The following is a 24,535-nucleotide window of genomic DNA, read 5'->3' on the forward strand; positions in this document are numbered from 1 at the left end:
GTTATTCCCCTTCTCCAGAAAATCCGATGACGATCTGAAATGAAAATCAGTCGGTTACTTGTATAATTCCGCTTCCGAGCGCATCCGCCGGCTCAGTCTTACCGGATCGGTATCCTCGGCAGCGTACGCCTTCAGGAGAATGCGGAACGAAAACGGCTCCGGCTTGAGCGAGTGCTCTGGAGACTGTGCCGGACCGCAGCTGTTGCTGCCAAGTCCGTTCTGCCGGTAATCCAGATTCAGCGTAATGAAGCTGCGCGGAACAAGGTCGCTGGCATGCGCGGCGGACTCCACATCCTGATCGGTGTACCGGCTCGCACTGAAATTCAGGTCAGGCTCGCCAACGGCGAGGAGTCCCAATCCCGCGCCATCTGCGAGCGAGATCCAGCGGACATCCGATCGGTTCCCGTTCTCCTGCGGATAAATATACGGCGTGAACAAGCCGTCCACCGTGCTGCGGTATTCCCCGAACCGTCCCGCTTCCAGGCTGTCCGGGTAGCTTTCCCCAGGTCCTCTGCCGTACCACCGGACATGTTCCATGTCGCCCGCGACTTGCATTTGAAGCCCGATTTTCGGCAGCATGGCGGGCGGCGTGCCGATTGGCTTACCCTTCACGTCCATAATCATTAGACCGCTGGAAGTGATCGTATAGGTCGTTTCGCAGCGGAAGCCCCAATCATATACCGGCGGTGCAATCCGGGAAATAAGGCGCACCTCCACGCTGTCTTGGTCCAGTCGCTTCCATTCGAAATGATCGATCCGTTCAGAGAGCCGGTCCAGATGGGCCTTGCGCCAATCCGGAAGCACGTACATATCGTTATCGATCGGCGGACGCCAGAAATTCAGCGCCGGTCCGCCAAGCGTGATTCTTTTGCCATGGATGGACAAGCTTTGGAACCCGGAACGGAGGGTGCTGAGTGACAGCTGAAAGCTGCCATTCTTCACTTGAAGGCTGTGCTTCTCCTCGCTAATCTGTAGAGGCCCCCGCCGCAGGGCAGCCGTTGGCTCGAATTCGGGCTTCGACGATTCCCGCAGCATAAGCTGGGACCACGCCACCTCATGTCCCCGTTCCGCCCAGCGGCAGTCCGCAGCCAGCGAGAGGGATACCTCAAGCCACAGCTCGGCATAAGGACTCGCGCCGATTGTCGCTTGCTCCAAGACCACCAGGAGGCTTAGCTCCGCGCTTGTGCCTGCTTCGATGCGGGGAAGCTCCAGTACCCCGCTATGGACAAGCTGTCCATCGGCCAACACCCGGTAATGGGCCTCCAGATGATCCAGCGAAATGAAATCATAGCGGTTCGCAATGTGCAGCAAATCCTGATTCGGCATCGTCATACGGACAGGCTCAATGACCTTTTTGTATTCCAGAAGTCCAGGCGAAGGCGTCCGGTCCGGACGGACCAAACCGTCGATGACAAAATTGCTGTTGTTCGGCACATCGCCATAATCGCCGCCGTATGCATAATCCTTCCTGCCGTCCGGGGTCCTTCTGCTCAGCCCGTGATCGATCCATTCCCATACAAAACCGCCCGCAAGGCGGCGATGCGCTTCAAAGGTATCGAAGTAAGGACGCAGTCCGCCGGGCCCGTTGCCCATCGCGTGCGCGAATTCGCACAGAATATGCGGCTTGGGATGATCGGCCATTTTGCCGAAGCCCTCCATCTTCTCGACGGAGGAATACATGGTGCTCACCACGTCGCACACCTCGGCTTCGCGATCCTCCTCATAATGGATCAGCCTCGTCGGATCATTCTCCCGGCACCACTCCGCCATCGCGCGGAAATTGCAGCCGAAGCCGGATTCGTTGCCGAGGGACCAGAACAGCACGGACGGATGGTTTTTATCCCGCCCCACCATCCGGCGGACACGGTCCACATAGGCTTCCTTCCAATCCGGGTCGTCGCTAAGGCGGGAAATGTTGCCGAGCGGCTCGAAGCCGTGGGTCTCCAAATCCGTCTCTTCCATGACGTACAGTCCATACACGTCGCACAGCTCGTAGAATCGGGGGTCATTCGGGTAATGCGCCGTCCGCACGGCATTGATGTTGTGCTGCTTCATCAAACGGATATCCTCCAGCATCGTGGACAGGGTGACGGTTCGACCCGTATCCGGATGATGGTCATGGCGGTTGACGCCTTTAAGCAGGATCGCCTTGCCGTTTACCAGAAGCTGTCCATCCTTCACTTCGATGGAGCGGAATCCGACGCGCTGCGCCACCGTCTCCACCGTTCCCCCTTGATCATCCTGCAGGATGATCACCAGGTGGTACAGCGCCGGTGACTCGGCACTCCATAAATCCGGGCCGGCCACCTCGATCTCAAAATCCTCCGCAGCGGAGTGTGTGACGTCCTTTTCGACTGAACCCACCACCGCACCGGTTCCATCAAGCAGCTGCAGCTGGACCGATCCGGACTCCGTTCCTTCCAGCTCCAATCGCACCTGCAGCTTGGCGTTCAGATACTCCGCATCCAGCTCGGTCGTTACGCGGAAGTCGTTGATGCGAAGCGCCGATGGCTCGGCGATCAGGTACACGTCCCGTAAAATGCCGCTCATCCACCACATGTCCTGGTCTTCCAGATAGCTTCCATCGGACCACTGATACACCCGAACGGACATCTTGTTTACCCCGGCCTTCAGGTAAGGCGTCACATCGAATTCCGAGGTCAGCCGGCTTCCCTGGCTGTAGCCGATAAACGACCCGTTCAGCCACACATGAAACGCACTGTCCACCCCGTCGAATTTGACGCAAATCTTTTGGCCGTCCCAATGCTCCGGAAGCTCGAACTCGCGTACGTAGCTGCCGGTCGGATTTGCGTTCGGCACATGCGGCGGATCCACGGGGAACGGATAGTACAGGTCCGTGTAATGCGGATGCCCGTAGCCCTGAAGCTGCCAGTGCCCCGGAACCGGGAGGTCATCCCAGGCCGATACATCGTAATCCTCTTCATAAAATGCTTCAGGAGCAGTCTCCGGCTCCTCGGCATAGTGGAATTTCCACACCCCGTTCAGTGATTGGTACCAAGCCGAGCTGCCTCTGTCATAACTTAATGCGCCGTCCGTATCCGCGAACGGAATGAAATAAGCCCGGCTCTTCACCCGGTTTCGTTCCAGCACGCTTAGGTCATCCCAGTCGCGGCCGATACGATGGTCCTTCATAATGTCTCTCCATCCTTTCCCAAGCGGTCTAAGCTTCGCTTCTAGAGGTAGTTCAAAAAGTCATCTTTCCATGACTTTTCGAACACGCACTTCTATGTGCTGATCCTGCATTATGCTGCATATCCATCCTGGATGCCTCTCTATCACCGGCACCGTTTACCCCTTGATCCCCGTCGTGGCAATGCCGCCAACGATATAACGCTGCGCAAAGAAAAATACGGCAAGCGGCGGAATCGAGATCAGGCAGGTGATGGCCATAATGGATTGCATATCGACGCCGTGCATGCCCTTGAATTGGGATAACCCCAGCGTCAGCGTATATTTCGTCTGATCGTTCAGGAAGATGAGCGGCCCCAGATAATCGTTCCAGCAGCTCATCATATGGAACACGGCCACCAGAATGAGCGAGGGTCCCATCAGCGGCACGATGATCCGCAGCAGAACCATCATTTTGCCCGCCCCGTCAATGGTTGCCGCTTCATCCAGCTCCTTCGGCAAGGTCATGATGAACTGGCGCAGCAGGAAGATGAAATAGGCGGAACCGAACCAGGACGGTACGATGAGTGGTTTGAGTGTATTGATCCAGCCCAAGTAGTTGAATTCCATATACTGCGGAATCATGGTCACTTCCCACGGAATCATCATGGTGGCAAGCACGATCAGAAACAGCGCATCCCGTCCCTTGAACTGAAACCGGGCGAACCCGTATGCCACCAGCGTGCACGATATGAGCTGTCCGAGCGTCGAGAGCAGCGTCACGATCAGCGTATTTTTCAAAAACAGGTTAAACGGCTGAATGCTCCAGGCTTCCGCGAAATTGCTGAATCTCCACACGGAAGGAAGCCATTTCGGAGGAAACAGATACAGCTCCTGCTGCGACTTAAGCGCCGTTGTGACGGCCCAGAAGAGCGGAGCAATGAACAGCAGGGAGCACAAGATGAGCAGTGTGTACGTAATTACTTTTTTCATGCGGAACGCCCCTCTCTGCCGGCAGGTACGCCTGCTTTGTTACGCTTCGGCTTCGCCTTCTTCGTCTTCATCTCGCCCTCATAGAACACCCAGGCCTCCGAAGACTTGAACACGAGGAAAGTCAGCGTCAGCACGATCAGGAACATGAACCAGGCGTTGGCTGCAGAATAACCCATCTTGAAATACTTGAACGCATTCTCATACATGTACATCGCATAGAAAAACGTCGACTTCAGCGGACCACCGCCGGTAAGCAGAAGTGCCAGCGTCAGCTGCTGGAAGGCGGCAATGATGGATGTAATCAGGTTAAACAGCAGGGTCGGCGTGATCATCGGGATGGTCACATTGAAAAACTGCCTGATCTTGCCCGCCCCGTCCATCGAGGCCGACTCATACAGGTCCTTCGGAATTCCCTTGAGACCCGCCAGAAAAATAAGCATCATCGAGCCCTGTCCCCACAGGCTTGCAATGACCATGGCGACCAGGGACCACTTCGTATCGTTCAGCCAATCCGGGCCTTCGATGCCGACAAGCGATAAAAAGAAATTCAGGATCCCGTAATCCCCGCTGTACACCCACGACCAGATCATGGCGAGGGCTACGCCGGAAATGACCGACGGCAGGTAGAAGGCGGTGCGGAAGAACGCGCTCCCTTTTACCTTCTGATTCAGCAGCATGGCGAGTCCCAAAGCCACGATGATGTTCAGCGGCACAAACAAAGCCGCGAATTTCAGCGTAACCAGCAGCGATTTCCAGAACAACGGATCATTCGAGAACATCTCCACATAGTTGTCGATGCCGACAAAGGTCACTTGGCCTACGATCGGCCAATCAAAAAACGAAATGACGAGGGAAAACAGCAGCGGGCCAAGCGTGAATACCAGGAATCCGAATATCCATGGAAAAATGAAGAGGTAGGGCACGGCCCCACCCCAACGTTTTGGTCCAAGTCGCTTCGGGGCCGCTGTCTGCTGTTGTGAGTAAGGCACTTGAGTGTGGGCCATTTTCGCGAACCTTCTTTCTTCGATTATTTCAAATAGCGTTCGCTATCCTTCACCGCCTGGTTCAGAACCTCCTGGGCATCGCTGCCAAACATGACGGATTCCACGGCTGCCGAGAGCTGGCGGTTTACTTCGTTCCATTTCGGATTCAGCAGGAAGGCCGGCGTATTGTCCGAACGCTCCAGCATCGTGTAATACGGCTTGTAGAGCGGATCCTGGTCCTTCTTCAGCTCGTTGACCACGCTGACCCGAACCGGTAGGTCGGCCACACGCATTTTGATCGCTTCATCCGATACGTAAAACTTGATGAACTCCCACGCCAGGTCCTTGTTCTTGGAATCCTTCGCTATGGACAGCGCGGATTCGGCCAATACGCCTTTCACAGGCTTGCCCTCGAAGGCTGGCATCTCCACCGTGCCCACATCGATTCCGGCTTCCCTGAAGGATTCCAGCGGCCAGATGCCGCTCTCCCACATGGCAATTTTGCCGGCTTTGAAAATATCCTCCCCACTCTGCTGCCCTTTGCCTCCGGTCAGGACCGCCGAGCCGTTCTTCAGCATATCGCCCAGCATCTGAATGGCTTCCGCCGTTTCCTTGCTGTTCATGTAACCTTCAATCGTTGTGCCGTCCTCCGAGATGAAGGAACCGCCGTTGCTCCATACGAACCCTTGAAGGTCATACGTATCGTTCTCGGCCCGAACGCCGAAGCCGTACTGCTTCTTGGATTTATCCGTCAGCCTCTGGGCGATTTCCTGGAACTCGCTCCAGGTCCATCCATCGCTCGGGTAGGCAATGCCCGCATCGTCGAACATCTTCTTGTTGTAGTACACCACCCGCGTCGTAAAGCCCGCAGGGATTCCGTACAGCTGATTCTCGATCTTGCCGTAGTTGAACAATCCTTGGTAAAAATCATCGATGTTCAAGTCCTCGTCCTTGGACGCGTAGGAATCCAGCGGCTCCAGGGACTGGTGATACGTCGGAAAATCCCACATGTACATCACGTCCGGCGGATTGGCTGCGCCAAAACCTGCGGCCAGCTTCTGATCGAATCCGTCGGCATAAGCCTCCACCTGCACCTTGGTTCCGGGATGCGATTCCTCGAACTTCTTGGCGATCTCCTGCTCGATTTTCAGCGCATCTCCCGTATCCCAGGTAGCGAAGCGAAGCGTCGTCGCCGCGCCCGATGAATTGCCGTCCGGCTCCTTCGATGTCCCGGTCCCGCCGCTGCCGCCGCATGCGGCCAGCAAGGATCCCATTAACGTCAAAACCGAAACCAATGCGATCCATGACATTTTCTTTTTCATATTGTCAGCTCCCCTAAAGTATTGAGTTGATATGAATTGAACCGCTTTCATCATAACTCGAATGAAAGCGGTTCAAAACGTGCGCTGATTCGCAGATGATCGTATTTTTGTTCGAACTTGCGCCCCCGGGTGTTCATTTGTTTACAATGATTCGCCTTTTTGTTCGGCACGGTATTGACTTGGCGTCTGACCCGTGCAGCGCTTGAACCATTTGCTGAAATATTTGCTGTCTCCGAGCCCCGTCTTCTCGGCGATCTCCTGCATCGTTAAGGAGGTTTCACGGAGCAGGCCATAAGCGAGGCGGAGCTTGCGTTTATATTGGAACGCGATGAAGCTGTCGCCAACCGTTTTCTTGAACAGGATCGAAAAATGGCTGCGGCTCAGCCCCACCTTCTGGGCCAGCTCCGCTGCCGACCACTCGTCCGCGGGATGTTCGTGCAGCAGATGAACCGCATGCAGGATCGGCTCCGGCCAATGCTCCCCGCTCAGACCGTACACCCGTTCCAGCTCGGCTTCCTTGTGCAAGGATCGAAAGGCTTTCTGCACATCCTCCGAGTCTTGAAGACCTCCCCGCCAATTCCATGTTAGCTTCCCGCAGCGGCTTTTGATCTCCACCAGCAGGCCGTCCGCCGCTTCCTTATATTTCTCCGGTACGGCCCAATAGCAGCTGTCGGCGCCGTACGGCACCAGCTTGCTGAAGGGCAATCCCGGCTCTTCGGAGCCCTGCTCCTGCAGCAAGCCCTCCCAATTGCCGCTGCAGCCCGCCGTCTTGATCAGATACAAAGAGATGGGCTTGCCCTCCCCCTGCCCCCCTTGGGCGCAGAGCTTACAGAGCTCTCCAGGGAAACGGTCGCTATGGCCGTTAAGCCAAGCAAACAGATGGGCGGATACCTGTTCTTCCAACTCGTACCCATAGGCGGGCGTATCGGACAGCTCACGCTGGAATTTTCCCAGCATCGCTTCAAGCTCTTCGTCCTCGAAGGCGGTTTTCAGCAGATATCCCGAAGCGCCGAGCCGCATCCCCTCTTGGGCATATTCGAAATCCCGGTGGCAGCTGAGCAGAATGATCCGGGTTTCCGGCGCGATTTCCTTCACCTTCCGCGACAGCTCGATCCCATCCATCTCCGGCATGACGATATCCGTAATGACGACCTGCGGTCGAAACTCCAGAAAAGCCTCCCAGGCCGCCTGACCGTTGGGGCTGTCCGCCACAACCTCCATCCCGAACCGATCCCACGGCACCGTGGAGCGGAGTCCCTTGCGCACAATGCTCTCATCGTCGGCAATCATCACCTTAATGTTCCCTGCTTTCATCATCGAAAGATTCCTCCTTTTTCGGCCAACGTATGGTGATCGTTGTTCCTTCTCCCTTAACCGAATGCACCTTCAGTCCATAGAGCGGGCCAAAATGCAGCTTGAATTTCTGGTCGGCGTTACGCACGCCAAGCCCGCCGCGACCCTTCCGCTTCATCTCCGGCGAGAATAACTGCGTCAGTTTCTCCTCCTTGATGCCGGCTCCGTTATCGCGAAGCGTAAGCACCAGCTCGTCATGATCCTCCTCGACCTTGACATGTATTTCTCCTTGACCATCGGTGAAGGCATGGAAAAAAATGTTTTCAAACAGCGGCTGAAGTGTCATTCGTGGAATCAAATAAGGCATGAGCGCCTCATCGCAATCCAGCTCATAACGGAACACCTTGCCGTACCTGATCTCCTGGATTTTCAGAAAGTGACCGATCATGCGCAGCTCCCTGTTCAGCGTAACGAGCTCCTGCGAGATATTCAAATTCCCTTCCAGCACCATCGTCAGATGGTACAGCATCTGGCGAATGTCCTCCGCGCCTTCCAGCCTGGCCTTCCACTGGATGGAATTGAGTGTATTGAACAGCAGATGGGGATTGATCTGATAATGGAATGCGCGCAGTTCAGCCTCTTTTTTCAGCCGCTCGCTCTGCTCCACTTCGCCAATCAGGGTCTGCACCCCCGTTACCATCCGGTTAAAACTCATATCGAGGCTGCCCAGTTCATCCCTGCCCTCGATCGGCGTACGGGTATCCAGCTTGCCAAAGCTCACCTTCTGCATCGAGTCCTTCAAGGTCCGGATTCGTGAGGTGAACCGGGAGGAGAACAGATAGGCGATGCCAAAAGCGAGCAGGCAGGAGACGATGGCAACAACCATCGTATTCGCCCGAATAACGCCCGAGGATTGATAGAACGCCTTGGCGGGAATTCTGGCTTCCATGGTCCATTGGTTGACATCGATCGCCCGGGTCCAGGTCACATCGTTGTCATGGGGCGTATACGAAGCGTCCGTCTCATATACGACCGTGCCGTCCGGCGAAGTAATAAGCAGATGGGCGTGCGTATCCGCCTCGAACTTGGCATAACTGCGCAGCAGCTCCTCGGCGTTCTCCTCAATCAGGATGACACTGCCGTCCTGAGCCTTGTCCGGGTGGTGGATCGGTACGGCGAGCCCGATGACCGGCACGTTATCGTTATCGCTGCTCTTGATGGAATGATCCTGTTTATAAAAACCGAGCCAATAAGTCCCGGCATATGTCTTCGGCCTCGTGTTCCACATCGGGATATTGCCGAGTTTATTCACATCCAGATTGTTCTCCCCATAGTAATAGCCGGAGGTCGTAATAATGTAGATCCCGGCCGTCAGCTGAGTCCGCAGGGACTTCAACAACGATTCGAAATCGTTCTTCTCCATAATGTCGCCGTAGGTGGACGGCGTCCCGCTTCCAATTCCCGAATGGCTTGGGTCCAGTAAATAGGAATAAATCGTTTCCGCCGTCTGCTTCATCCGCCCCAATACCGAACGGGTCTGCTGCTCCAGCTGCGCTACGGCATTATCGCCGTATTTGCCGAACTGGGAGTTAATCACTTTAGCGGATTGTACATAAGAAAGTCCGCCAAGCGAGAACAGCGGAATCAGGGTGACGATTAAAAAACAGGTAAGCAGCTTGGTTCGTATACTGTGATAGGTGCCGGTGAACAGCCGGCCCACACGATCTTTAATCCCCTGAAGATTCATGGTTACTCTCCCCGTTGTCGTATCGTATCGTGAAACTTTCGTCCACTCGTTCGCCATGCGGCAGGACCGTCATTCCGTCGGTGATACCGCTTTCATTATAAACCCGAACAAAGGGCTTGTAATTAGGCGGCAACTGGAAAATGAGAGGAAACGGAAAAAGCACCTCCCCCGCAAGGCAAAAAGCCCGGGAAGAAGTGTTTGTCCGTCATCGTTATAGGGTGTATTCATGTCCAAGAATCAAAAATACGCTGGAGGTCCAGGTGAACGCCCGATCGCGAAGCCCCGCTCCTGTCAGGGCATCAAAATTTTCGGCCATGCCGCTGAGACTGACCATCCGGCAGTACCGCTCCGCAATCTCCGTGGCCAGCTCATGATCGCCGGCTGCGGCCACCCCTTCGACCAGCAGCATCGTCGAAGGGGCCCAGATCGGCCCGCGCCAATATCCGTCCGGCTTGTAATATGGGCTGCTTACGCTCTCGGTAGCCCAGCCGTTGCTCGTCAGGAATCGGCTTTCATCCCGAAGCCCTTCCAGTAGGGCCGTGCGGATAAACTCGGGTAAGCGTCTTCCCAGCAGAATCGGAACGAACAACAGCAAGCTGTCTCCCTCGGACACCTCATGCGTTCCCGAACGGCAGGCCGTGAACCGGCCATCCTTCCAGAAGTGCCGAATCAAACGCTCCAGCGTATCGTCCGCTCTCTGTCTCCATTGACTCGACTCCTCGGTCAGGCCCAGCAAACCCGCGATTTCGGCCAGCGTCTCCATCTGAATAATCAGATAGGCGGCAAGGTCGGGACTCTCGACGGGAATGCCGTTATTGAACGCCGTGCTGTTGTCCCAGCCTGAATCGTTGCCGTGGTTATACTGGGGAATGCCGTCGCCGTCATGGTCCCGATGCGTGAACCACCACTCCGTCCATTTGGACAATGGGCCATAGACCTCGCGCAGCTGGGTCTCCTTGATGAAATCGGTCCGACGCATCATCCAGGCCAGCGTCCAGCCGTGAATCGGCGGTTTGTTGCAATTCCAAAGCTCGTATTTATCGTTCACGAAGTCCGGAATCAGGCCGCTCTCATCCTGCCGGTCAAAAAAGATCATGAACTGATCCCAGGCCAGCTTGGGATTATGCCGCACGAGGGCCATTGCGTTAAAGCAGTTGTCCCAGCTCCAGATGTTGGTCATCCAGTTCTTGGACATATACATGGCTGGGCGGGTCAGGCAGCCTTCGGCCGGAACCACGCAGGACCAGGTTATATAGGCGGCGAGTTCCCTTGCTTCCTGCCACCGTTCAGAGACGGTGAGGGTGTTGTTCAGCCAATGCCCGTAATCTTCACGGACGCTTTCAACCGCATCGTCGAAGGACTCCCATTCGTCGCGCGGCTTCAAGAACTTAATGAATTCTTCAACCGCAAATTCCGCACAATTGGTTGCAGGCTCCACGGAAAAGTCGGCGGTTACCCGCGAGCTCTTGATCTCGTTCCATTCGACCTCCATGCCCATATGGCCTGCAAGCCGGGTCAGCATGAAGCGGCAGCCATGCGTGAAGCTGTTCACTTCCCAGCTGTCCGGATGGGTCTCATAGGCGTAGTCGTACGCTGCCGGAAAAAAGGTAAGCCGTATGCCGCAGCCTTCCGAGCGGAATCGGACGGTCCGGGAGTCCGATAAACAAATGTCCGCATGGCCCTCCGAATCGGCGGCCGTTAGCCTGATTTTGTCGGGTGATGCAATAGGTTCGAACGGAACCGGCTCGCTCTGCCGGTTTAGCAGCTCTATCAGAAACGCCTCGCCAAACTTGTCATCCCCTCCGCGGACGGTGCGCAGGTAAAGTCCTTGTCTGCGGTCCTTTGCCGCGGGCAGGAGGGAAATGGCCAAGAAGGACTCTCTTCGGCTGAAAGGTACGATATTCAGATCAAAATTCATAAGACAACTCCTTCGCTGAGGTATCGCTTTCATTGTAAAACTTCTCATGGGAAGAGAGGACTGCCGGATGTCTTGCCATAAGAGGGATATTGTTTGCCGCAGGCTCGCTTGAGCGAGGGAGGTGTCATTTTGTTCGATGAGAGGGGGGGTAAATGTCATGGCAACGAATAGCGTTGTGAAGATCCAATAAAAAACCGCCGATGATCGCGGCATCGGCGGTGGGCACGGCTTATGGATTACGATGGTGATCATCTGGTGCTATAGCTGGCGACCACTGCCATCTGAATGAACCGCTTGTCGTTCAGGCGGGATTATGTGCATCTGGTATTCAGTGAGCCTTTATGCCGCGATGATGGCTTTGCCTGCTATAGCTACTTTGGCCGCTATGGCCTCTGCCCGTGCTGCCGCCAATACTGTTTTTTTCCGTCATCCCGCACCGTAATTCCCAGCTTCGATAATTCCTGGCGGAGATCGGCTGCATCCTCTTGATCATCGTTCTCCATCGCCTTCTCTCGTGCCAGGAAGAGCGCGTTCATGCTGGGCGTCAATTCCGGCGAATCGGCAACCCATCTGACGTAATGATCGGCGAACGGATCGCGGTCTCTCCAAGAGTATCCGTGCCGTTTAAAGGCTTCGGCCACGGCATCCCGTTTGGCTTCGGGTTTCTCCCGATAGAGCTCCTGCCCCTCGTTGCCCAGCAGCACCAGCTGCTTGCCGTCCAGAAAAACGGCCGACACCTCTTCTCTCGCAAACGTATGGTCGACTTCATGAATGCGGAGCGTGATCTCCTTGTCGGACAGGCGTACGGCAAGACTTTCTTTGATGGCGACATGGGAGAGTATCATACCCGCGAGCAGACCTAGAACTGCGGTCACGATGACAACCCACGGTCCTTGTATGGATGCGATTAACTCCAAGGGCCCTTGAAAAGGCACCCAAGCCAGGCCCGCTGCCCAATCCGCAATAGCAGGTATAAACCAGCCGATCACCGCGCCTAATAATGGCGGCACCGCCCAAACTAGGATCCGGTCAGACGCGGACAATCCAATGTCACTGTATTCCATCCCATTATTCAATGGTATCCGCTCCTTTCCTGAGAACGCTGTTCACCGCTTCTTTCCAGACGGTTTGATAGTCCAGCGGAATATCCATCATGATATAACTCGTAATATTATCAATGACCAGAGCCAGAACATAGGCCTTGGCATCTGCATGCTGCCGATCGATAATTCCGAAGCCTGCTCCTAACCGCATCAGCTCCCGAAAGCCGTCCAGGAACGATTGCTGCATGGCAGCTACCCGCTGGCCGTAGTTGGCATTCCGGTTTGCGGTCAGCATGAACTCGTTCAATAGGCGCATCACCGGCACAAATGCCTCTTCTTCCTCCGGAAACATGCGCAGCCCGCCCTCGTACAGCTGCTCTGCGAAGTTATGCTCATTCATCCCGGTCAGGGAGAAATAATGATCGAAACGATAATCGCTGAACATGTATTCAAAGACCCGCTCCACCAGTTCATCCTTGGATGCAAAATGATAATAGATCGACGGTTTCGTAATGCCAACTTCGCCGGCAATCATCGCCAGGCTGGTCTTGTCGATGCCATGGGATGCAAACAATCCGATGGCGGCCTCGACGATTTGCTGCGAGGTTAAATCTTTCTTTTTCACGATGTCATCCGCTCCTTTTTTTACCTACCGATAGGTAGAATTTTAGGCTAGTTGATGACAGGTGTCAATATTTTTTAACTATCGGTAGTCAAAAAACTAAAAATCGCCGACGCTTATCGCATCGACGATTCGTATAATTTCGTTTGGTGCCATAACCGGCTCAACCGATTAGAGCATTCTTCTTCCCATCATGATGATGGTATTAAGCAGCGACTTCCACTTTCCATCGACTGTACGTGCAGTCGTTGCGGTGTTGGCCGCTTGATTGCGTTTAGAGCGCAATTTCGTTGCCATCCGGCATCGTTCCAATTCCTGACGGAGATCGCGAACATGCTGTTTGGCAATATCTTCATTATTGATATTCATGGTTTCATTCCTCATTTCTTTTATAGCGACAACATTCCGACATTACCAATACCTGCAAGCTCTTCTTCCGTCCCCTTCACTATAATACTTCCATTGTTTGCCTGAAGGTAAGGGTATAAAATGCCTTTAATTCTTTTTTCCCCTACAACAACTTCGCCGAAAAGATCCAGGGAGGACACCGAAGCCTTAATATCTTCCTCAGTCACGTCATCGTCCAAGGTCAGCGTCCCGTCAACAATGAAGCTTGCCGGCTGTTCCAAAGCCAGCAGCTGATCCCTCGACCAGGTCTCCTCGCCGTTGATGAACACAAACAGCCGCTCATAACTTACGATCTCCGTATTTAGGTTGGGGCAGCGCTCCCAGACCAGATCCTCGATCTCCTCGCTGCAAATGATAAAGGAAGTTGACTGTATCTCCGACACGGCCTGGCTGAAGGCGTCTCGGGTCACGTCCGCCTCGATAATGAGCGGCTTATTTGTGTAGAGCTTATGTCCTTTAAAGCGCCGAACGGTTCTTCCGTTTAGCCTTAACGGTTTGGTTACATATTCGAATCCTGCCGGGATCACCTCGACCAGGCCATTTATCGTTTTCAGTTTATCGTAGAAATAAGGGGATTGATGTTCATGGATAATCACCTTGCCGTTAACTTGGAGGCTGTCAATCCGGGCGTTGAACTGCTCCATATCCAGCTCCTTATCCAGATGAACCATGCCGTTCAAGACCAGGTTCATGGGCTCGTTGCTGGAGGCCAGGTACGCGTTGTTCAACTGTACCTTCCCGGACTCGAACCTGGGTTCGTATTCGTAAGCGTGAATCTCCGCGCTGGCTCCTCCCACTTTGAGGAGTGCTGAGGTAACGGCAGCGGCCAGATGCCGGGGAGCATAGATCTCGCCGTTGACCACCAGATGCAGTGTGCTGTTTTGGAAGGCTTCAAGGGATACTTTTTTATCGATAATGACCGTGCCGTTAACGAATACGCGGTCCGGCTGCTCCAAGAGCTGAAAATATTCCTCGTCCAGCCGCAGCGTGCCGCTGTAATAACGGTGTCCCTCGGGGATTTCAATCGTCTTGCCGATATTGCCTGCGTTTTTCAACAGCGTGAGGAGGTGTGCCGTCTCTGCCCGGTATATCACAAGGCCCACGTTTCCGATCCGTTCGATGCTTGTTACGGTTTCCTCCGTGGCCTGCGTAAGATCCAACATCCCTACATTCTCAATGACTCTGCTCATTTCATATCTTCCTCCCATAGTTTTCTCAATTTTTTAATGGCGGTTTGCAATTTGTAACGAACCGTGGCTGCCGGCATGCCCAGCTGCTCACCGATTTCCTGGCTGGACATCCCGAGCCAAAAGCGCTTAAACACGATATCGCTCTGCGATTGCGGCAAACGGGCAAGCCATTCCGTCATTTCAATATTGCGGCTTGAAACGGGGAGCTCGGCGACGTCCAGATCATCCTCCCACGATACGAGCCGCTTCTCCCGGCGGCTAATATCGATCATGCGATTTTTGACGACTCTGAAGAACCAGGCCTTTTGTTTGTGAAGGGGCAGAGCTGCCAGGTTCGGCTCTTTGATGGCCTTCATAAAGGCATCCTGGACCAGATCATCCGCTTCATAAGCATGCTTGGCAATGGATCTGGCATAACGCTGGACATCGTCCTTCAGATTTTCATAGAGATCACATACTTGCATTAGCCAACCTCTCACTTTTCGTTTTGTCTTTTCTGTTAATATAACGTTTGGGCAAATGAAACTGATGGATATTCTCGAAATTTTTTTCGAGCCCATAAAAAAACACGCCAACCGTCTATGCAGTCAGCGTGTTTACCTATAATTAATCCCACATGGAGAACAGTACCAGCAGAGTGGCTGTGATGCCGAGCAAGATCGAGTGCCTGAAAAACCAAACCGAACGTATCTCTTCCTTCATACTTACATCCTCCTTATTGTTTTCATTTAACCTGATGATTCATCTTCCCTGATCGCTCAATCCCACCAGCTAAGCACACATACCAGCATAACCGCTACCAAGAAACCGTCCATAAATTTAAGCTGAAGTTTAGCCATTGGATTCACCTCCTTTAAATAGTCAATCACTCGACGAGTAAGATATCATTTGTTTATTTATTGATTAATCAATTATTACTTGTTTTCGTAAAAATACTTCTGCATCGCATCGTTATATCGTGGCTGCACCACGCTTTGCGTCTTCTGCTTCCCGAGCTCGTTTGCCCATTAAACTCCTCATCGTTGCCGTAATCGCCTGCTCATGCGGTGTCCATTGAATCGGGCCTATCAAGCGTTCATATTTTTCACCGCTCAGCACCAGCGGCTCCTCGGTCAAATACAGCATCTCAACCACCTCTTTCATCACCGGATTGAATAACCCGATCAAGGAAAGCCCGATTCGCCCCAGCGGCATCACGGCCTTGCGCTTTCCGGCAGCCTGCTGCGCAATCCGCACCAGCTCATGGCCTGAAATCACGCCCGGTCCGGGGATATGCCAGTTCTGCCCATAGGACTCCTCTCTGGTTGCAATCTCCACAATCATCCGGGCGGCATCCGGCAAATACACGTACTCGCGGGGAACGCTCATATTGCCGATGAAAGCGGTTGGCTTGCCTGCCGCAATGGCTTCCATCGTGACGGATAGATAAGATGCCTGCGCGGAAGGCCCATAATAGTCGGGAAGCCGTACGATAAGAGGCTTCGCCTTATGCCAGCGCGACGAGAATATCAATTGCTCGTAGGCCAATCTTACTTTGCCCTTACGGGTATGCGGTTTTTTGGGATGATCCTCCGTTGCCTTTTCCATTAAGCGTCTGCCATAAGGATAGATTCCATCGACGACGACAACCTTTGCACCCAGCTTCTCTGCTGCTGTCATGACCGATTCACCCAGCGGCAGCAGCCTGGACTCCATCTCGTTATAGGGAATGTTTGCACTGTGAAATATAACGTCAGCTCCTGCCCCGGCTCTTCGGATATCCTCCGGTTTAAAAGCATCCCCAATTTCTAACGTAAGCAGAGGAGAATGGCCCAGCTGCTCAGCCAGCTCGTTGAGCTTCTGCTTAGAGCGGCCGAAGGCCACCGTCTGGACCCCACGCTTTACGAGCTCCACGGTCAATGGGGCTCCTACGCCACCTGTTGCACCCAAAACAATCGCTTTTTTCATCATCAATCTCTCCTTAATTTTATTTTATTATTGATTGATCAATTACAATTACTTTTTAAAAAAATGCCCTTCTTCCACCGCGCACTACCTTTGCGGTACGCGGTGTGGCACTTCAAAGCGCGCTGGGCATTCTCTATCTGATGGGCATCATATTCGGCATTTCCATCGCCATGGCTACATTGCACAGCATGCCCCGGGCCAGAAAATCGGAGGTTTTCTTATCGGCATCCTCAAACCCCGCTCGCACAAAGGCATTCTCCACGAGATTCTTCACATCATTCATTCCCTGCTGCATCGCTTCGCGAATGGGCGCTTCCTGAATCGTCTGGGCCTGCATCTGGAGCAGGATCTCGCTGCGATGCGATTGCACAATTCCTTCGTATGCCTGAATCAAACCCAACTCCAGATTCTCTGGAGAAGCGGATTCAATCACCGCTTGAAATGCCTTCACGATGCGCTCCCAGGAAACAGCCAGCGATTCTACGAGCAGCGACTCCTTGGTAAAGAACCGATAGACGTAAGGCTGGGATATCGCTGCCCGTCCGGCTACCTGAGCCGTGGTCGCGCGATAATATCCGATCTCTGCAAACACTTCGATTGCTGCCGCCACGATATCATTCCGTCGATTCGCAGAGGTTGACGCTCTGGCCATTCTACCACCCTCCTTTCACTCCTTTTATTTGTTTATTGATTGACCAATTACTAATTGAACTCAGTATATACGCTCCGCTTTCTTTTTGCAACTACTTTTTTTCCAAATTTATCGAATTCAACATCTGGCTATAAGCTTGCGCATAGGGAAGGAATTCGCTAATTCCTATCGAACTGTTTTATGAACCGCGAATAAGGCGGTTGCATATTAAAGACTTATTCTGCAATTGATCAAGGAGGATGAATCATGAGTCATGAAGGTCAACAGCAATTCGAACGATGGCATAGACACCGTACGGTCTTGCTTCAACTGCTGCAGGACGTACAGAACGAGCATTTGGATTATAAACCGTGGGATAATGCCTATACCTTGGGCGTATTAGCTGTTCATATTGCGGCGTCCTCGGATATGTTCCTGCGCTCCATTGCAAAAGGCTCATTCTCTCCGCCTTCGATTTCCACCCAGTTCGAAACCATCGATGACATTAGAAATATCGTGCAAGCTTCAACCGAATCGTCTACGGCGGTTTTTGCTGAATTGTCCGACAGCCAGCTCGAGCAGCCGCTGGAATTTAACGGGTTCGTTGTCCCAGGAAAAGTGTGGCTGGGCAACATGGTCGATCACGAAATCCACCATAAAGGGCAATTATTCACTTACGTGCGGGCTGTCGGAATCGAAAAGGTTCCCTTCTTCACGGTCCAGCCGCCAAAGCAATAACGATAGGTACTGCTGGAGTTGCTGCTGCAAGTCTCTAATACTTCCCCAGATTCATCATACTAAAACAAAAAAGCCGGATTTCCTGCAGCTTGCTCTCAGGAAATCCGGCTTTCTTGCCCTTACTAACCCTGCTTCGCCAGTTTCACCACAGCCTGCAAGGCCGTGTTAATCTCGCGTTCCACCGCGTCGGCGACCACATTCGTGTTCGGGTCGTACTCTGCCGCGAGATCGGCGTCGGCAAAGCCGTCCATCGCCACAATCGCGCCAGCGCGAACGCCACGGATCGCCGCAACGACGTACAGCGCCGCAATTTCCATCTCGACGCCGAGCGCGCCCGCTGCTTTATATTTCTGGTGCGGCACTTCCTCAACACCGTTAAAGAACACGTCCAGAGTTACGGTAATCCCCTTGCGCACCACGCCTTCACCAATCGCAAGCGCGGATTCGTACAACGTCTCCGCCACCTGGCTGTCCGCAACCGCCGGAAAACCGTCCGGCACCAGCTGCTTCGTCAGCCCGTCCGTACGGATCGCCGCGGTGCTGACGACAAGGCTCCCCGCAGGGGTGTCCGCCCGATAAGACCCGGCAGTGCCCACGCGAATCAATGTCTTCGCCCCCGCGCGGATCAGCTCCTCGAAGCAAACCGCCGCTCCTGGGCATCCAACCCCGTGGCTGGTTACCGCAAGCTCAACGCCTTCATACGTCCCCACGAAGGTGCGGTACTCGCGGCTGAATGCGAGTTCGCGCGCATCTGCGAGCTTGCGGGAAATCGTCTCCGCACGTTTCGGATCGCCGCAGACGATCACAAATTCAGGTATATCCTCTGAGTTCACTTGCAAAATAGGCATCAACATATTAGTCAAACTCCTTACGTGTCCATTCGTCTTCGGGTATATCCAGCGCTTCGCCGCTAAACCGCTCTTCCTTGAACGGGTCCGCTTCGTTATGGAAGCCGTTTCGTTCCCAGAAGCCCGGGCGGTCTTCCTTCATAAACTCGATGCCGCGCAGCCACTTGGCGCTCTTCCAGAAATAGCGGTGCGGCACAACCGTGCGAAGCGGCCAGCCATGCTTGTCCGTCAGCGGCTCGCCGTTGAAACGATAGGCCAGCAGCACGTTATCCTTGAGCAAATCCTCGATCGGTACATTCGTGTCATAATCGGGATCGGCATGAAACATGACGTATTTGGCATCAGGCTTGATCCCCAGCTCCGCTATGAAATCCCGAAACAGGATGCCCTCCCATACCGTATCGAACTTGGACCAGCGCGTGACGCAGTGAATGTCAGTGTTCACGGTTACCGTTGGCATCGCCATAAGATCTTCATAGGTAAACGTCCGTTCCTCTTCGACTTCGCCGAATACCTTGAGGGTCCATTCCGACATGTCGTAATGAGGAACCTCCCCTTCATGCAAAATCGGGAATTTCTCGGTCAGCGTCTGCCCCGGCGGCAGCTTGGCACGCTGCTCCTCGGTCAGGTTGCCCACCGCCACCGGCTTCATTTTCTTCAATCGTTCTGCTTTTTTGTGCACCAAGTTCATCTCCTTTATGCTTTGTCGGCTTTCGCATCCGCCTATCGTCTGGATGACTTCAATCACATCACAGGTTGTCGCGGCGCGGCATACGCGCCTATCTGGAGCTGGATCCCTGCTTCAGCGCGTCCTGCTGGAAGCTTTTATCCTTAAAGAAGAACATCGCCAGAATCGTCACGACATAAGGCAGCATCTGCGTGAAATGCGTAGGCAGCGCCAGCCCCTGGAACCGGATGCTGAGCGCATCCATAAAGCCGAACAGCAGGCTTGCCGCCGTTACCCCAAGCGGACCCGATTGGCCCAGCATCGTCGCTACGAGCGCGATAAAGCCGCGTCCGGCCGTCATGCCTTCCGTAAACATCGTCACCTGTCCAAGCGACAGCTGCGCGCCAGCAAGCGCACATAACACGCCGCTCGCCAGCACGGCTCCATACTGGTACCGTCTCACACGGATGCCCACGCTTTTGGCTGCGAGCGGGTTCTCGCCGGCAGCCAGGAACCGGAAGCCGTTCTTCGTGCGATAGAAATAATACCACATGAGGCCCGCAATCAAAAACGACAGATAGACAAGCGGCGTCAGACCCGCCAGTATCGGACCGATCACCGGAATATCCTCGATAATCGGAATGTTCCATTTTGGCAGCCCGACCATCGTATTGTCATAAAATGCACCTTTTACATCAAAAATAGCCCGTAAGCTAAACGTGGTCAATCCGGCCGCCAACGCATTCATCGCGATACCGACCACAATGACGTTCGCCTGCAGATTAATGCTGAGATACGCAAAGATAAAAGAGAAAATCGAAACGATCGCAATCGCGAACAAAATCGCATAAAAGACGTTGCCGAAGAAGTGGTTCCCCACCACGGCGGAAAAAGCACCCAGCAGCATAAAGCCTTCCAAACCGACGTTGAACAATCCGACGCGCGAACACAGGGCACCGCCGAGGGCCGCAAGCAAGATCGGAGTGAGCACGCGGAGGGCCGAGTTGATTAAGGCAAGATCAAACAGCTGTTCCATCGGATTTGTTCCCCTTTCTGCGCTTCAGGAAGCTGTAAGTGAATCGGGCGGAAATAAACAGAATCAGCACGGCTTGGATGATCGCTCCTACCTCAAGCGGCACTTCCGTATTTCGTTCCACGCCCATACCGCCTGTCTGCAGCGCGGCCAAAAAGATCGATGCAATCAGCGTACCGATCGGATGCGATCCTGCCAACAATGCAGCCATGATGCCCGTCCAGGCATAGTCGGCCGTAGATAATGCACCATCGATATAACGATACTGGGAGCCCAGAATTTCAACGGCCCCGCCAAGTCCGGCCAAGCCCCCGCTGAAGAACATCGCACCAAGCATCATCGGACCGCGCTTAACGCCGCCAAACAGGGCAAACAGCGGATTGCCGCCAAGCATCCGTACCTCGTAACCGATCACGGAGCGTTTCAACAGCACGAATATAATCAACGCGGCCAGCACCGCGAGCACAAAGCCTACATGCAGCGGCATGCCGGAGATCAGCTTCGGCAGCCAGACGCTGTTATCGAGCATTTCGGATTGCGCCATCGCAGCGGAGCCCGAGCGGTCCTTCAGCGGATAGGCGACCAGATAACCCGCAAACAAAACAGCCACATAATTCAAGAGCAGCGTGGAGATCAGCAGGTTCACCCGGAACCGGGCATCAAAATATCCGGCCATCACCGACCATAATCCACCCGCAATCACACCTGCAAGGATGGCAGCGATGCACACCAGCCAGCCGGGGCCCGGCATATACAATCCGACCAATGCGGCAGAAAGCGCGCCAAACACCATCTGACCTTCAGCGCCAAGGTTAAAGAAACCTGCCCGAAAAGCAAACGCCGCGCCCAGACCGATCAGAATGATCGGGGTCGCCCGGGACAGCGTATTCGTAAAGAAATACATGCCGCCGAAGGCACCCTTCCACATCTCCGCATAAGTCTGCAGGATATCGCCGCCGGCAATCATGATCGCGATGGCTCCGGCAAGCAGCCCAACAATGATGGCGGCAATCGGCTGGAGCAGCGGAAGCGTAAATTTTGTCCATTTATTCATTACAAGGCTCCTCCCGCCATCAGCAGTCCCAACTTCTCTTCTGTCGCTTCCTTCGCCGACAGCTCGCCCGCGATTCGGCCTTCAAACATAACCAGAACCCGGTCGGACAGCTTCAAAATTTCTGTTAATTCAGACGATACCAGCAGAATTCCCGTCCCCTCTTCACGCCGCTTGAGCAGCTCGCCATGGATTGTCTCCATGGCTCCGATGTCGACGCCCCGCGTCGGTTCGGCAGCGATCAGGAACGGGGTTCCCTGCTCCAGTTCCCGTGCGACGATCAGCTTCTGCAGATTGCCGCCAGATAAATACTGCGTGCTTGTCTCCAGAGATCCGGTCTTGATCGAGAACTTCTGAACCCATCCGGAAACCAGTGAACGAATGTCCTTCAGATTAAGGAAGCCGCCCTTCTGCAAGCGGCGGTGGTGCCCCATAAGCCCGGTGTCCATCACGGTTGCCGTTCGATTAGCACCCCATACATAGCGATCCTCCGGAATATGGGCTAATCCGTGCTCCCGTATTTCCCTTGTCGACATGCCGGTTACGTCCTTGCCCGAAACGGCAATCCGGCCGCTGTCCGGCTGAGCCAGACCGGAGATCACCTGCAGCAGTTCGGATTGCCCGTTGCCTGAAATACCGGCAATCCCGACAACCTCGCCTGCCCGCACTTCCAGGTTTACGCCGTCCAGAACCGGCTTTCCTTTCGTTCCGCGGATGGAAACGTCCGATACTTCCAGCACCTTCTCACCCGGCGTGATCGGCTTGCGGTCCAGTTCTATCAGCTCGCGGCCGACCATGAGACGGGAAAGCTGATGGGCATCGGTGTTTCCCTTCTCCACCACGCCCGTGACGGCACCGTCACGGAGCACCGTGATGCGATCGGCCACGTCAAGAACCTCGTTCAGCTTATGACTGATCAGGATAAAGCTCTTTCCCTGTTTGGAGAGCTGTTTAATGGCATCCAGGAGCTCCTGCACCTCAAGCGGCGTCAGCACGCCCGTCGGCTCATCCAATATAATAATTTCGGCGCCCTGATACAGCACCTTCAATATTTCAACCCGCTGCTGCACGCCTGGTGCGCTGCTGCTTACGATGGCACGGGGATCCACCTTCATGCCGTATTGATCACAAAGACCCTCAACAATCTTCACGGCTTGCTTGCGGTCAAACCTGGCACCTGATCCCGGCTCATTGCCGATTACGATATTCTCAGCGATTGTAAACGTAGGAAACAGCATGAAGTGCTGATGCACCATGCCGATGCCGCCTTGAATTGCGTCAAGCGGGCTTGCAAACGAAACCTCCTTGCCATTCAGCCGAATCGTACCCGAGGTTGGCTGCTCCATCCCGTACAATATCCGCATCAGCGTTGTTTTGCCTGCACCATTCTCCCCGACAATCGCATGAACCTCACCCGCGCGCAGCGAAAAATCAATGCCGCGGTTTGCGCTAAACTCGCCATACTTTTTCGTAATATTGTCCATTTGGAGTAGCATCGAGTCATGCCTTCCTTTCGCTTCTGAATGAAAGACCGACTGCTCATGTGCAGCCGGTCCAGGTGAGAACTAATTTTGTTCCAATGCGTTCGTTACTTTAATCTTTCCGGCGATAATATCGTCGGAAATCACCTTAAGCTGATCCACGATGTCTTGTCCAATGAATGGGTTAAGCGGTGTTTTGCTCTCATGCGTAACGTAAGTGAGACCTACAGCGCCTTCTTTCAAGCCGTAGTCACGAATATCGAAAGTATATTTGCCCTCTGCAAAATCTTTAACCGTTTCATATACAACAGCGTCTGTCCCTTTCAATTGTGCAAGCACCACATGCTCCGGCTCCGTGTTGTCCGTATCTTGTCCGGAAGTGAAGAAGCCTTTCTCTTTCGCTGCTTCGAACACGCCCAGATCGCCTACAGCGGACATACCCGCTACGAAATCCGCACCTTTGGAGTTCTGCAGAAGCGCAAGCTCCTTCGCCTTAGCCGGGTCGTCGAATCCGCCAACGAAGTTAACGAAAATTTCAATATTCGGATTGACCGATTTCGCGCCTTCCTCAAAGCCGGTCATGTATTTGTGCATAATCGGAATGTCGTTTGCCACAACGTTACCGACCTTGTTCGTCTTGGTTGCCAATCCGGCAGCCGCTCCAAGCAGGTAAGCAGCTTCATGCTCGCGGAATCCGACGCTGCGGACATTCGGCAAATCCACGACCGTATCGATAATGGCAAAAGGCACGTCCGGATTCTCCGGTGCAACCTTCTTCAATGCATCTTCCATCTGGAAGGTGGATGTGATGATCAAATCATATTTTTCGGCAACCGCCGTACGCAGGTTTTGCTCAATCGAAGCCGGGTCTGTCGATTCAATCGTTTTCACTTCAACATTGAAATCGGCAGCAGCCTTCTGCAATCCTTCGTCCATCAATGCAAAGAAAGGATTCACGCCGATCTTCTCAGGGAGAACAAGTGCAATGCGTTTCTTATCTTGAGATCCATCTGAACCGCCATTAGCTGCACCACTGTCAGTAGACTTATCATCATTGCCGCAACCTGCAAGCAATCCAACGGATAATACGAGTGTTAATAGAATTGACCATGTCTTTTTCATTTCCTGACCTTATCCTCCTAGATGAGCACTTTTTTATACTATTATCCTATGGTATAGACAAGCAGATGTCAAAACAAAAATTTTAGCGTTTTATGTAGTTTAATGTGTTTTTTAGCAAAAATTTGGTGGAAAACTGCAGATATCACAGAACATTACCTTATCCAAATGTCGATAATGTTCGGAATTTGCCAACATTTGAGCAAACGCTTTCGACATGAATCAGGATGAAAACGCATCCAAACCTATATACTTTCACTCCTACAAAAAGGATGCCTAATGGCATCCTTCATGTATCATCTCTATTTAGATGAAGCAACATATGGAAAGGTTCCTCGAACCTGCCTCGATAAACCCAGCCAATCTGTGTTT

At 53.6% G+C, this 24,535-nt stretch carries 21 protein-coding genes; 1 reads left to right on the forward strand and 20 read right to left on the reverse strand.

What is annotated here, in order from left to right; genetic code table 11:
• Nucleotides 1-54 precede the first annotated feature (54 nt).
• From PLA01S_RS01620 to PLA01S_RS01685, 14 genes are all read right to left on the reverse strand, one after another.
• Nucleotides 55-3,153, reverse strand: coding sequence for a glycoside hydrolase family 2 TIM barrel-domain containing protein (locus PLA01S_RS01620; protein WP_127589755.1), 3,099 nt, complete (start codon nucleotides 3,151-3,153; stop codon nucleotides 55-57).
• Between the two features lie 156 nt (nucleotides 3,154-3,309).
• Entirely contained in the window at nucleotides 3,310-4,122 is an 813-nt protein-coding gene (locus tag PLA01S_RS01625; RefSeq protein WP_127589756.1) for a carbohydrate ABC transporter permease, read from the reverse strand.
• Entirely contained in the window at nucleotides 4,119-5,126 is a 1,008-nt protein-coding gene (locus tag PLA01S_RS01630) for a carbohydrate ABC transporter permease (RefSeq protein WP_127589757.1), read from the reverse strand. Before PLA01S_RS01630 ends, PLA01S_RS01625 begins: the two co-directional genes overlap by 4 nt.
• A 23-nt stretch (nucleotides 5,127-5,149) precedes the next feature.
• Nucleotides 5,150-6,427: an ABC transporter substrate-binding protein gene (locus tag PLA01S_RS01635; protein ID WP_127589758.1), complete on the reverse strand. Its 1,278-nt coding sequence runs from the start codon at nucleotides 6,425-6,427 to the stop codon at nucleotides 5,150-5,152.
• A gap of 141 nt (nucleotides 6,428-6,568) precedes the next feature.
• Nucleotides 6,569-7,744, reverse strand: a complete 1,176-nt coding sequence (locus tag PLA01S_RS01640) for a response regulator transcription factor (protein WP_127589759.1) — start codon at nucleotides 7,742-7,744, stop codon at nucleotides 6,569-6,571.
• On the reverse strand, nucleotides 7,722-9,467 hold the full coding sequence (locus PLA01S_RS01645) for a cache domain-containing sensor histidine kinase (protein ID WP_127589760.1): 1,746 nt from the start codon (nucleotides 9,465-9,467) through the stop codon (nucleotides 7,722-7,724). Before PLA01S_RS01645 ends, PLA01S_RS01640 begins: the two co-directional genes overlap by 23 nt.
• Before the next feature lie 211 nt (nucleotides 9,468-9,678).
• On the reverse strand, nucleotides 9,679-11,385 hold the full coding sequence (locus PLA01S_RS01650; protein WP_127589761.1) for an amylo-alpha-1,6-glucosidase: 1,707 nt from the start codon (nucleotides 11,383-11,385) through the stop codon (nucleotides 9,679-9,681).
• 383 nt (nucleotides 11,386-11,768) lie between these two features.
• Nucleotides 11,769-12,461: a YqeB family protein gene (locus PLA01S_RS01655; RefSeq protein WP_127589762.1), complete on the reverse strand. Its 693-nt coding sequence runs from the start codon at nucleotides 12,459-12,461 to the stop codon at nucleotides 11,769-11,771.
• Nucleotides 12,454-13,053, reverse strand: a complete 600-nt coding sequence (locus PLA01S_RS01660) for a TetR/AcrR family transcriptional regulator (RefSeq protein ID WP_127589763.1) — start codon at nucleotides 13,051-13,053, stop codon at nucleotides 12,454-12,456. The genes PLA01S_RS01655 and PLA01S_RS01660 overlap by 8 nt, the downstream gene beginning before the upstream one ends.
• A 168-nt stretch (nucleotides 13,054-13,221) precedes the next feature.
• On the reverse strand, nucleotides 13,222-13,419 hold the full coding sequence (locus PLA01S_RS01665) for a hypothetical protein (protein WP_076322834.1): 198 nt from the start codon (nucleotides 13,417-13,419) through the stop codon (nucleotides 13,222-13,224).
• Nucleotides 13,420-13,439: 20 nt separating this feature from the next.
• Nucleotides 13,440-14,648 (reverse strand): hypothetical protein, encoded by a 1,209-nt coding sequence (locus tag PLA01S_RS01670; RefSeq protein WP_127589764.1) that lies wholly within the window; start codon nucleotides 14,646-14,648, stop codon nucleotides 13,440-13,442.
• Nucleotides 14,645-15,112 (reverse strand): RNA polymerase sigma factor, encoded by a 468-nt coding sequence (locus tag PLA01S_RS01675; protein WP_127589765.1) that lies wholly within the window; start codon nucleotides 15,110-15,112, stop codon nucleotides 14,645-14,647. Before PLA01S_RS01675 ends, PLA01S_RS01670 begins: the two co-directional genes overlap by 4 nt.
• A gap of 487 nt (nucleotides 15,113-15,599) precedes the next feature.
• Complete coding sequence (locus PLA01S_RS01680; RefSeq protein ID WP_127590085.1) at nucleotides 15,600-16,595, reverse strand: NAD-dependent epimerase/dehydratase family protein; 996 nt, start codon at nucleotides 16,593-16,595, stop codon at nucleotides 15,600-15,602.
• A 133-nt stretch (nucleotides 16,596-16,728) separates the two neighbouring features.
• The gene (locus PLA01S_RS01685) at nucleotides 16,729-17,247 is read right to left on the reverse strand and encodes a TetR/AcrR family transcriptional regulator (RefSeq protein WP_127589766.1); all 519 of its coding nucleotides are present in this window, start codon (nucleotides 17,245-17,247) and stop codon (nucleotides 16,729-16,731) included.
• Nucleotides 17,248-17,493: 246 nt separating this feature from the next.
• Here PLA01S_RS01685 and PLA01S_RS01690 point away from each other — a divergent pair, with 246 nt between their 5' ends.
• Entirely contained in the window at nucleotides 17,494-17,964 is a 471-nt protein-coding gene (locus tag PLA01S_RS01690; RefSeq protein ID WP_127589767.1) for a DinB family protein, read from the forward strand.
• Between the two features lie 122 nt (nucleotides 17,965-18,086).
• Here the strand turns inward: PLA01S_RS01690 and PLA01S_RS01695 are convergent, their stop codons facing one another.
• From PLA01S_RS01695 to PLA01S_RS01720, 6 genes are all read right to left on the reverse strand, one after another.
• Nucleotides 18,087-18,818: a nucleoside phosphorylase gene (locus PLA01S_RS01695; RefSeq protein WP_127589768.1), complete on the reverse strand. Its 732-nt coding sequence runs from the start codon at nucleotides 18,816-18,818 to the stop codon at nucleotides 18,087-18,089.
• A gap of 1 nt (nucleotide 18,819) precedes the next feature.
• Nucleotides 18,820-19,494, reverse strand: coding sequence for a sulfite oxidase-like oxidoreductase (locus PLA01S_RS01700; protein WP_127589769.1), 675 nt, complete (start codon nucleotides 19,492-19,494; stop codon nucleotides 18,820-18,822).
• A 97-nt stretch (nucleotides 19,495-19,591) separates the two neighbouring features.
• A complete protein-coding gene (locus PLA01S_RS01705) occupies nucleotides 19,592-20,515 on the reverse strand; it encodes an ABC transporter permease (RefSeq protein ID WP_012819304.1) in 924 nt (307 codons plus the stop codon).
• The gene (locus tag PLA01S_RS01710; RefSeq protein ID WP_127589770.1) at nucleotides 20,499-21,566 is read right to left on the reverse strand and encodes an ABC transporter permease; all 1,068 of its coding nucleotides are present in this window, start codon (nucleotides 21,564-21,566) and stop codon (nucleotides 20,499-20,501) included. Before PLA01S_RS01710 ends, PLA01S_RS01705 begins: the two co-directional genes overlap by 17 nt.
• Entirely contained in the window at nucleotides 21,566-23,059 is a 1,494-nt protein-coding gene (locus PLA01S_RS01715) for an ABC transporter ATP-binding protein (RefSeq protein ID WP_127589771.1), read from the reverse strand. Before PLA01S_RS01715 ends, PLA01S_RS01710 begins: the two co-directional genes overlap by 1 nt.
• A gap of 69 nt (nucleotides 23,060-23,128) precedes the next feature.
• Nucleotides 23,129-24,166 (reverse strand): BMP family protein, encoded by a 1,038-nt coding sequence (locus PLA01S_RS01720; RefSeq protein ID WP_127589772.1) that lies wholly within the window; start codon nucleotides 24,164-24,166, stop codon nucleotides 23,129-23,131.
• Between the last annotated feature and the right edge of the window lie 369 nt (nucleotides 24,167-24,535).

It is taken from the genome of Paenibacillus lautus NBRC 15380 (assembly GCF_004000945.1).
Lineage (GTDB): Bacteria > Bacillota > Bacilli > Paenibacillales > Paenibacillaceae > Paenibacillus_AQ > Paenibacillus_AQ lautus.

Excerpts from the sequence above, each read along its gene's own strand:
- PLA01S_RS01635 (WP_127589758.1), bottom strand. The coding sequence starts at position 6,427 with ATGAAAAAGAAAATGTCATGGATCGCATTGGTTTCGGTTTTGACGTTA.
- PLA01S_RS01705 (WP_012819304.1), bottom strand. The coding sequence starts at position 20,515 with ATGGAACAGCTGTTTGATCTTGCCTTAATCAACTCGGCCCTCCGCGTG.
- PLA01S_RS01680 (WP_127590085.1), bottom strand. The coding sequence starts at position 16,595 with ATGAAAAAAGCGATTGTTTTGGGTGCAACAGGTGGCGTAGGAGCCCCA.
- PLA01S_RS01665 (WP_076322834.1), bottom strand. The coding sequence starts at position 13,419 with ATGAATATCAATAATGAAGATATTGCCAAACAGCATGTTCGCGATCTC.
- PLA01S_RS01625 (WP_127589756.1), bottom strand. The coding sequence starts at position 4,122 with ATGAAAAAAGTAATTACGTACACACTGCTCATCTTGTGCTCCCTGCTG.
- PLA01S_RS01715 (WP_127589771.1), bottom strand. The coding sequence starts at position 23,059 with ATGCTACTCCAAATGGACAATATTACGAAAAAGTATGGCGAGTTTAGC.
- PLA01S_RS01640 (WP_127589759.1), bottom strand. The coding sequence starts at position 7,744 with ATGATGAAAGCAGGGAACATTAAGGTGATGATTGCCGACGATGAGAGC.
- PLA01S_RS01695 (WP_127589768.1), bottom strand. The coding sequence starts at position 18,818 with ATGTTGATGCCTATTTTGCAAGTGAACTCAGAGGATATACCTGAATTT.
- PLA01S_RS01710 (WP_127589770.1), bottom strand. The coding sequence starts at position 21,566 with ATGAATAAATGGACAAAATTTACGCTTCCGCTGCTCCAGCCGATTGCC.
- PLA01S_RS01685 (WP_127589766.1), bottom strand. The coding sequence starts at position 17,247 with ATGGCCAGAGCGTCAACCTCTGCGAATCGACGGAATGATATCGTGGCG.
- PLA01S_RS01670 (WP_127589764.1), bottom strand. The coding sequence starts at position 14,648 with ATGAGCAGAGTCATTGAGAATGTAGGGATGTTGGATCTTACGCAGGCC.
- PLA01S_RS01620 (WP_127589755.1), bottom strand. The coding sequence starts at position 3,153 with ATGAAGGACCATCGTATCGGCCGCGACTGGGATGACCTAAGCGTGCTG.
- PLA01S_RS01675 (WP_127589765.1), bottom strand. The coding sequence starts at position 15,112 with ATGCAAGTATGTGATCTCTATGAAAATCTGAAGGACGATGTCCAGCGT.
- PLA01S_RS01720 (WP_127589772.1), bottom strand. The coding sequence starts at position 24,166 with ATGAAAAAGACATGGTCAATTCTATTAACACTCGTATTATCCGTTGGA.
- PLA01S_RS01645 (WP_127589760.1), bottom strand. The coding sequence starts at position 9,467 with ATGAATCTTCAGGGGATTAAAGATCGTGTGGGCCGGCTGTTCACCGGC.
- PLA01S_RS01630 (WP_127589757.1), bottom strand. The coding sequence starts at position 5,126 with ATGGCCCACACTCAAGTGCCTTACTCACAACAGCAGACAGCGGCCCCG.
- PLA01S_RS01650 (WP_127589761.1), bottom strand. The coding sequence starts at position 11,385 with ATGAATTTTGATCTGAATATCGTACCTTTCAGCCGAAGAGAGTCCTTC.
- PLA01S_RS01690 (WP_127589767.1), top strand. The coding sequence starts at position 17,494 with ATGAGTCATGAAGGTCAACAGCAATTCGAACGATGGCATAGACACCGT.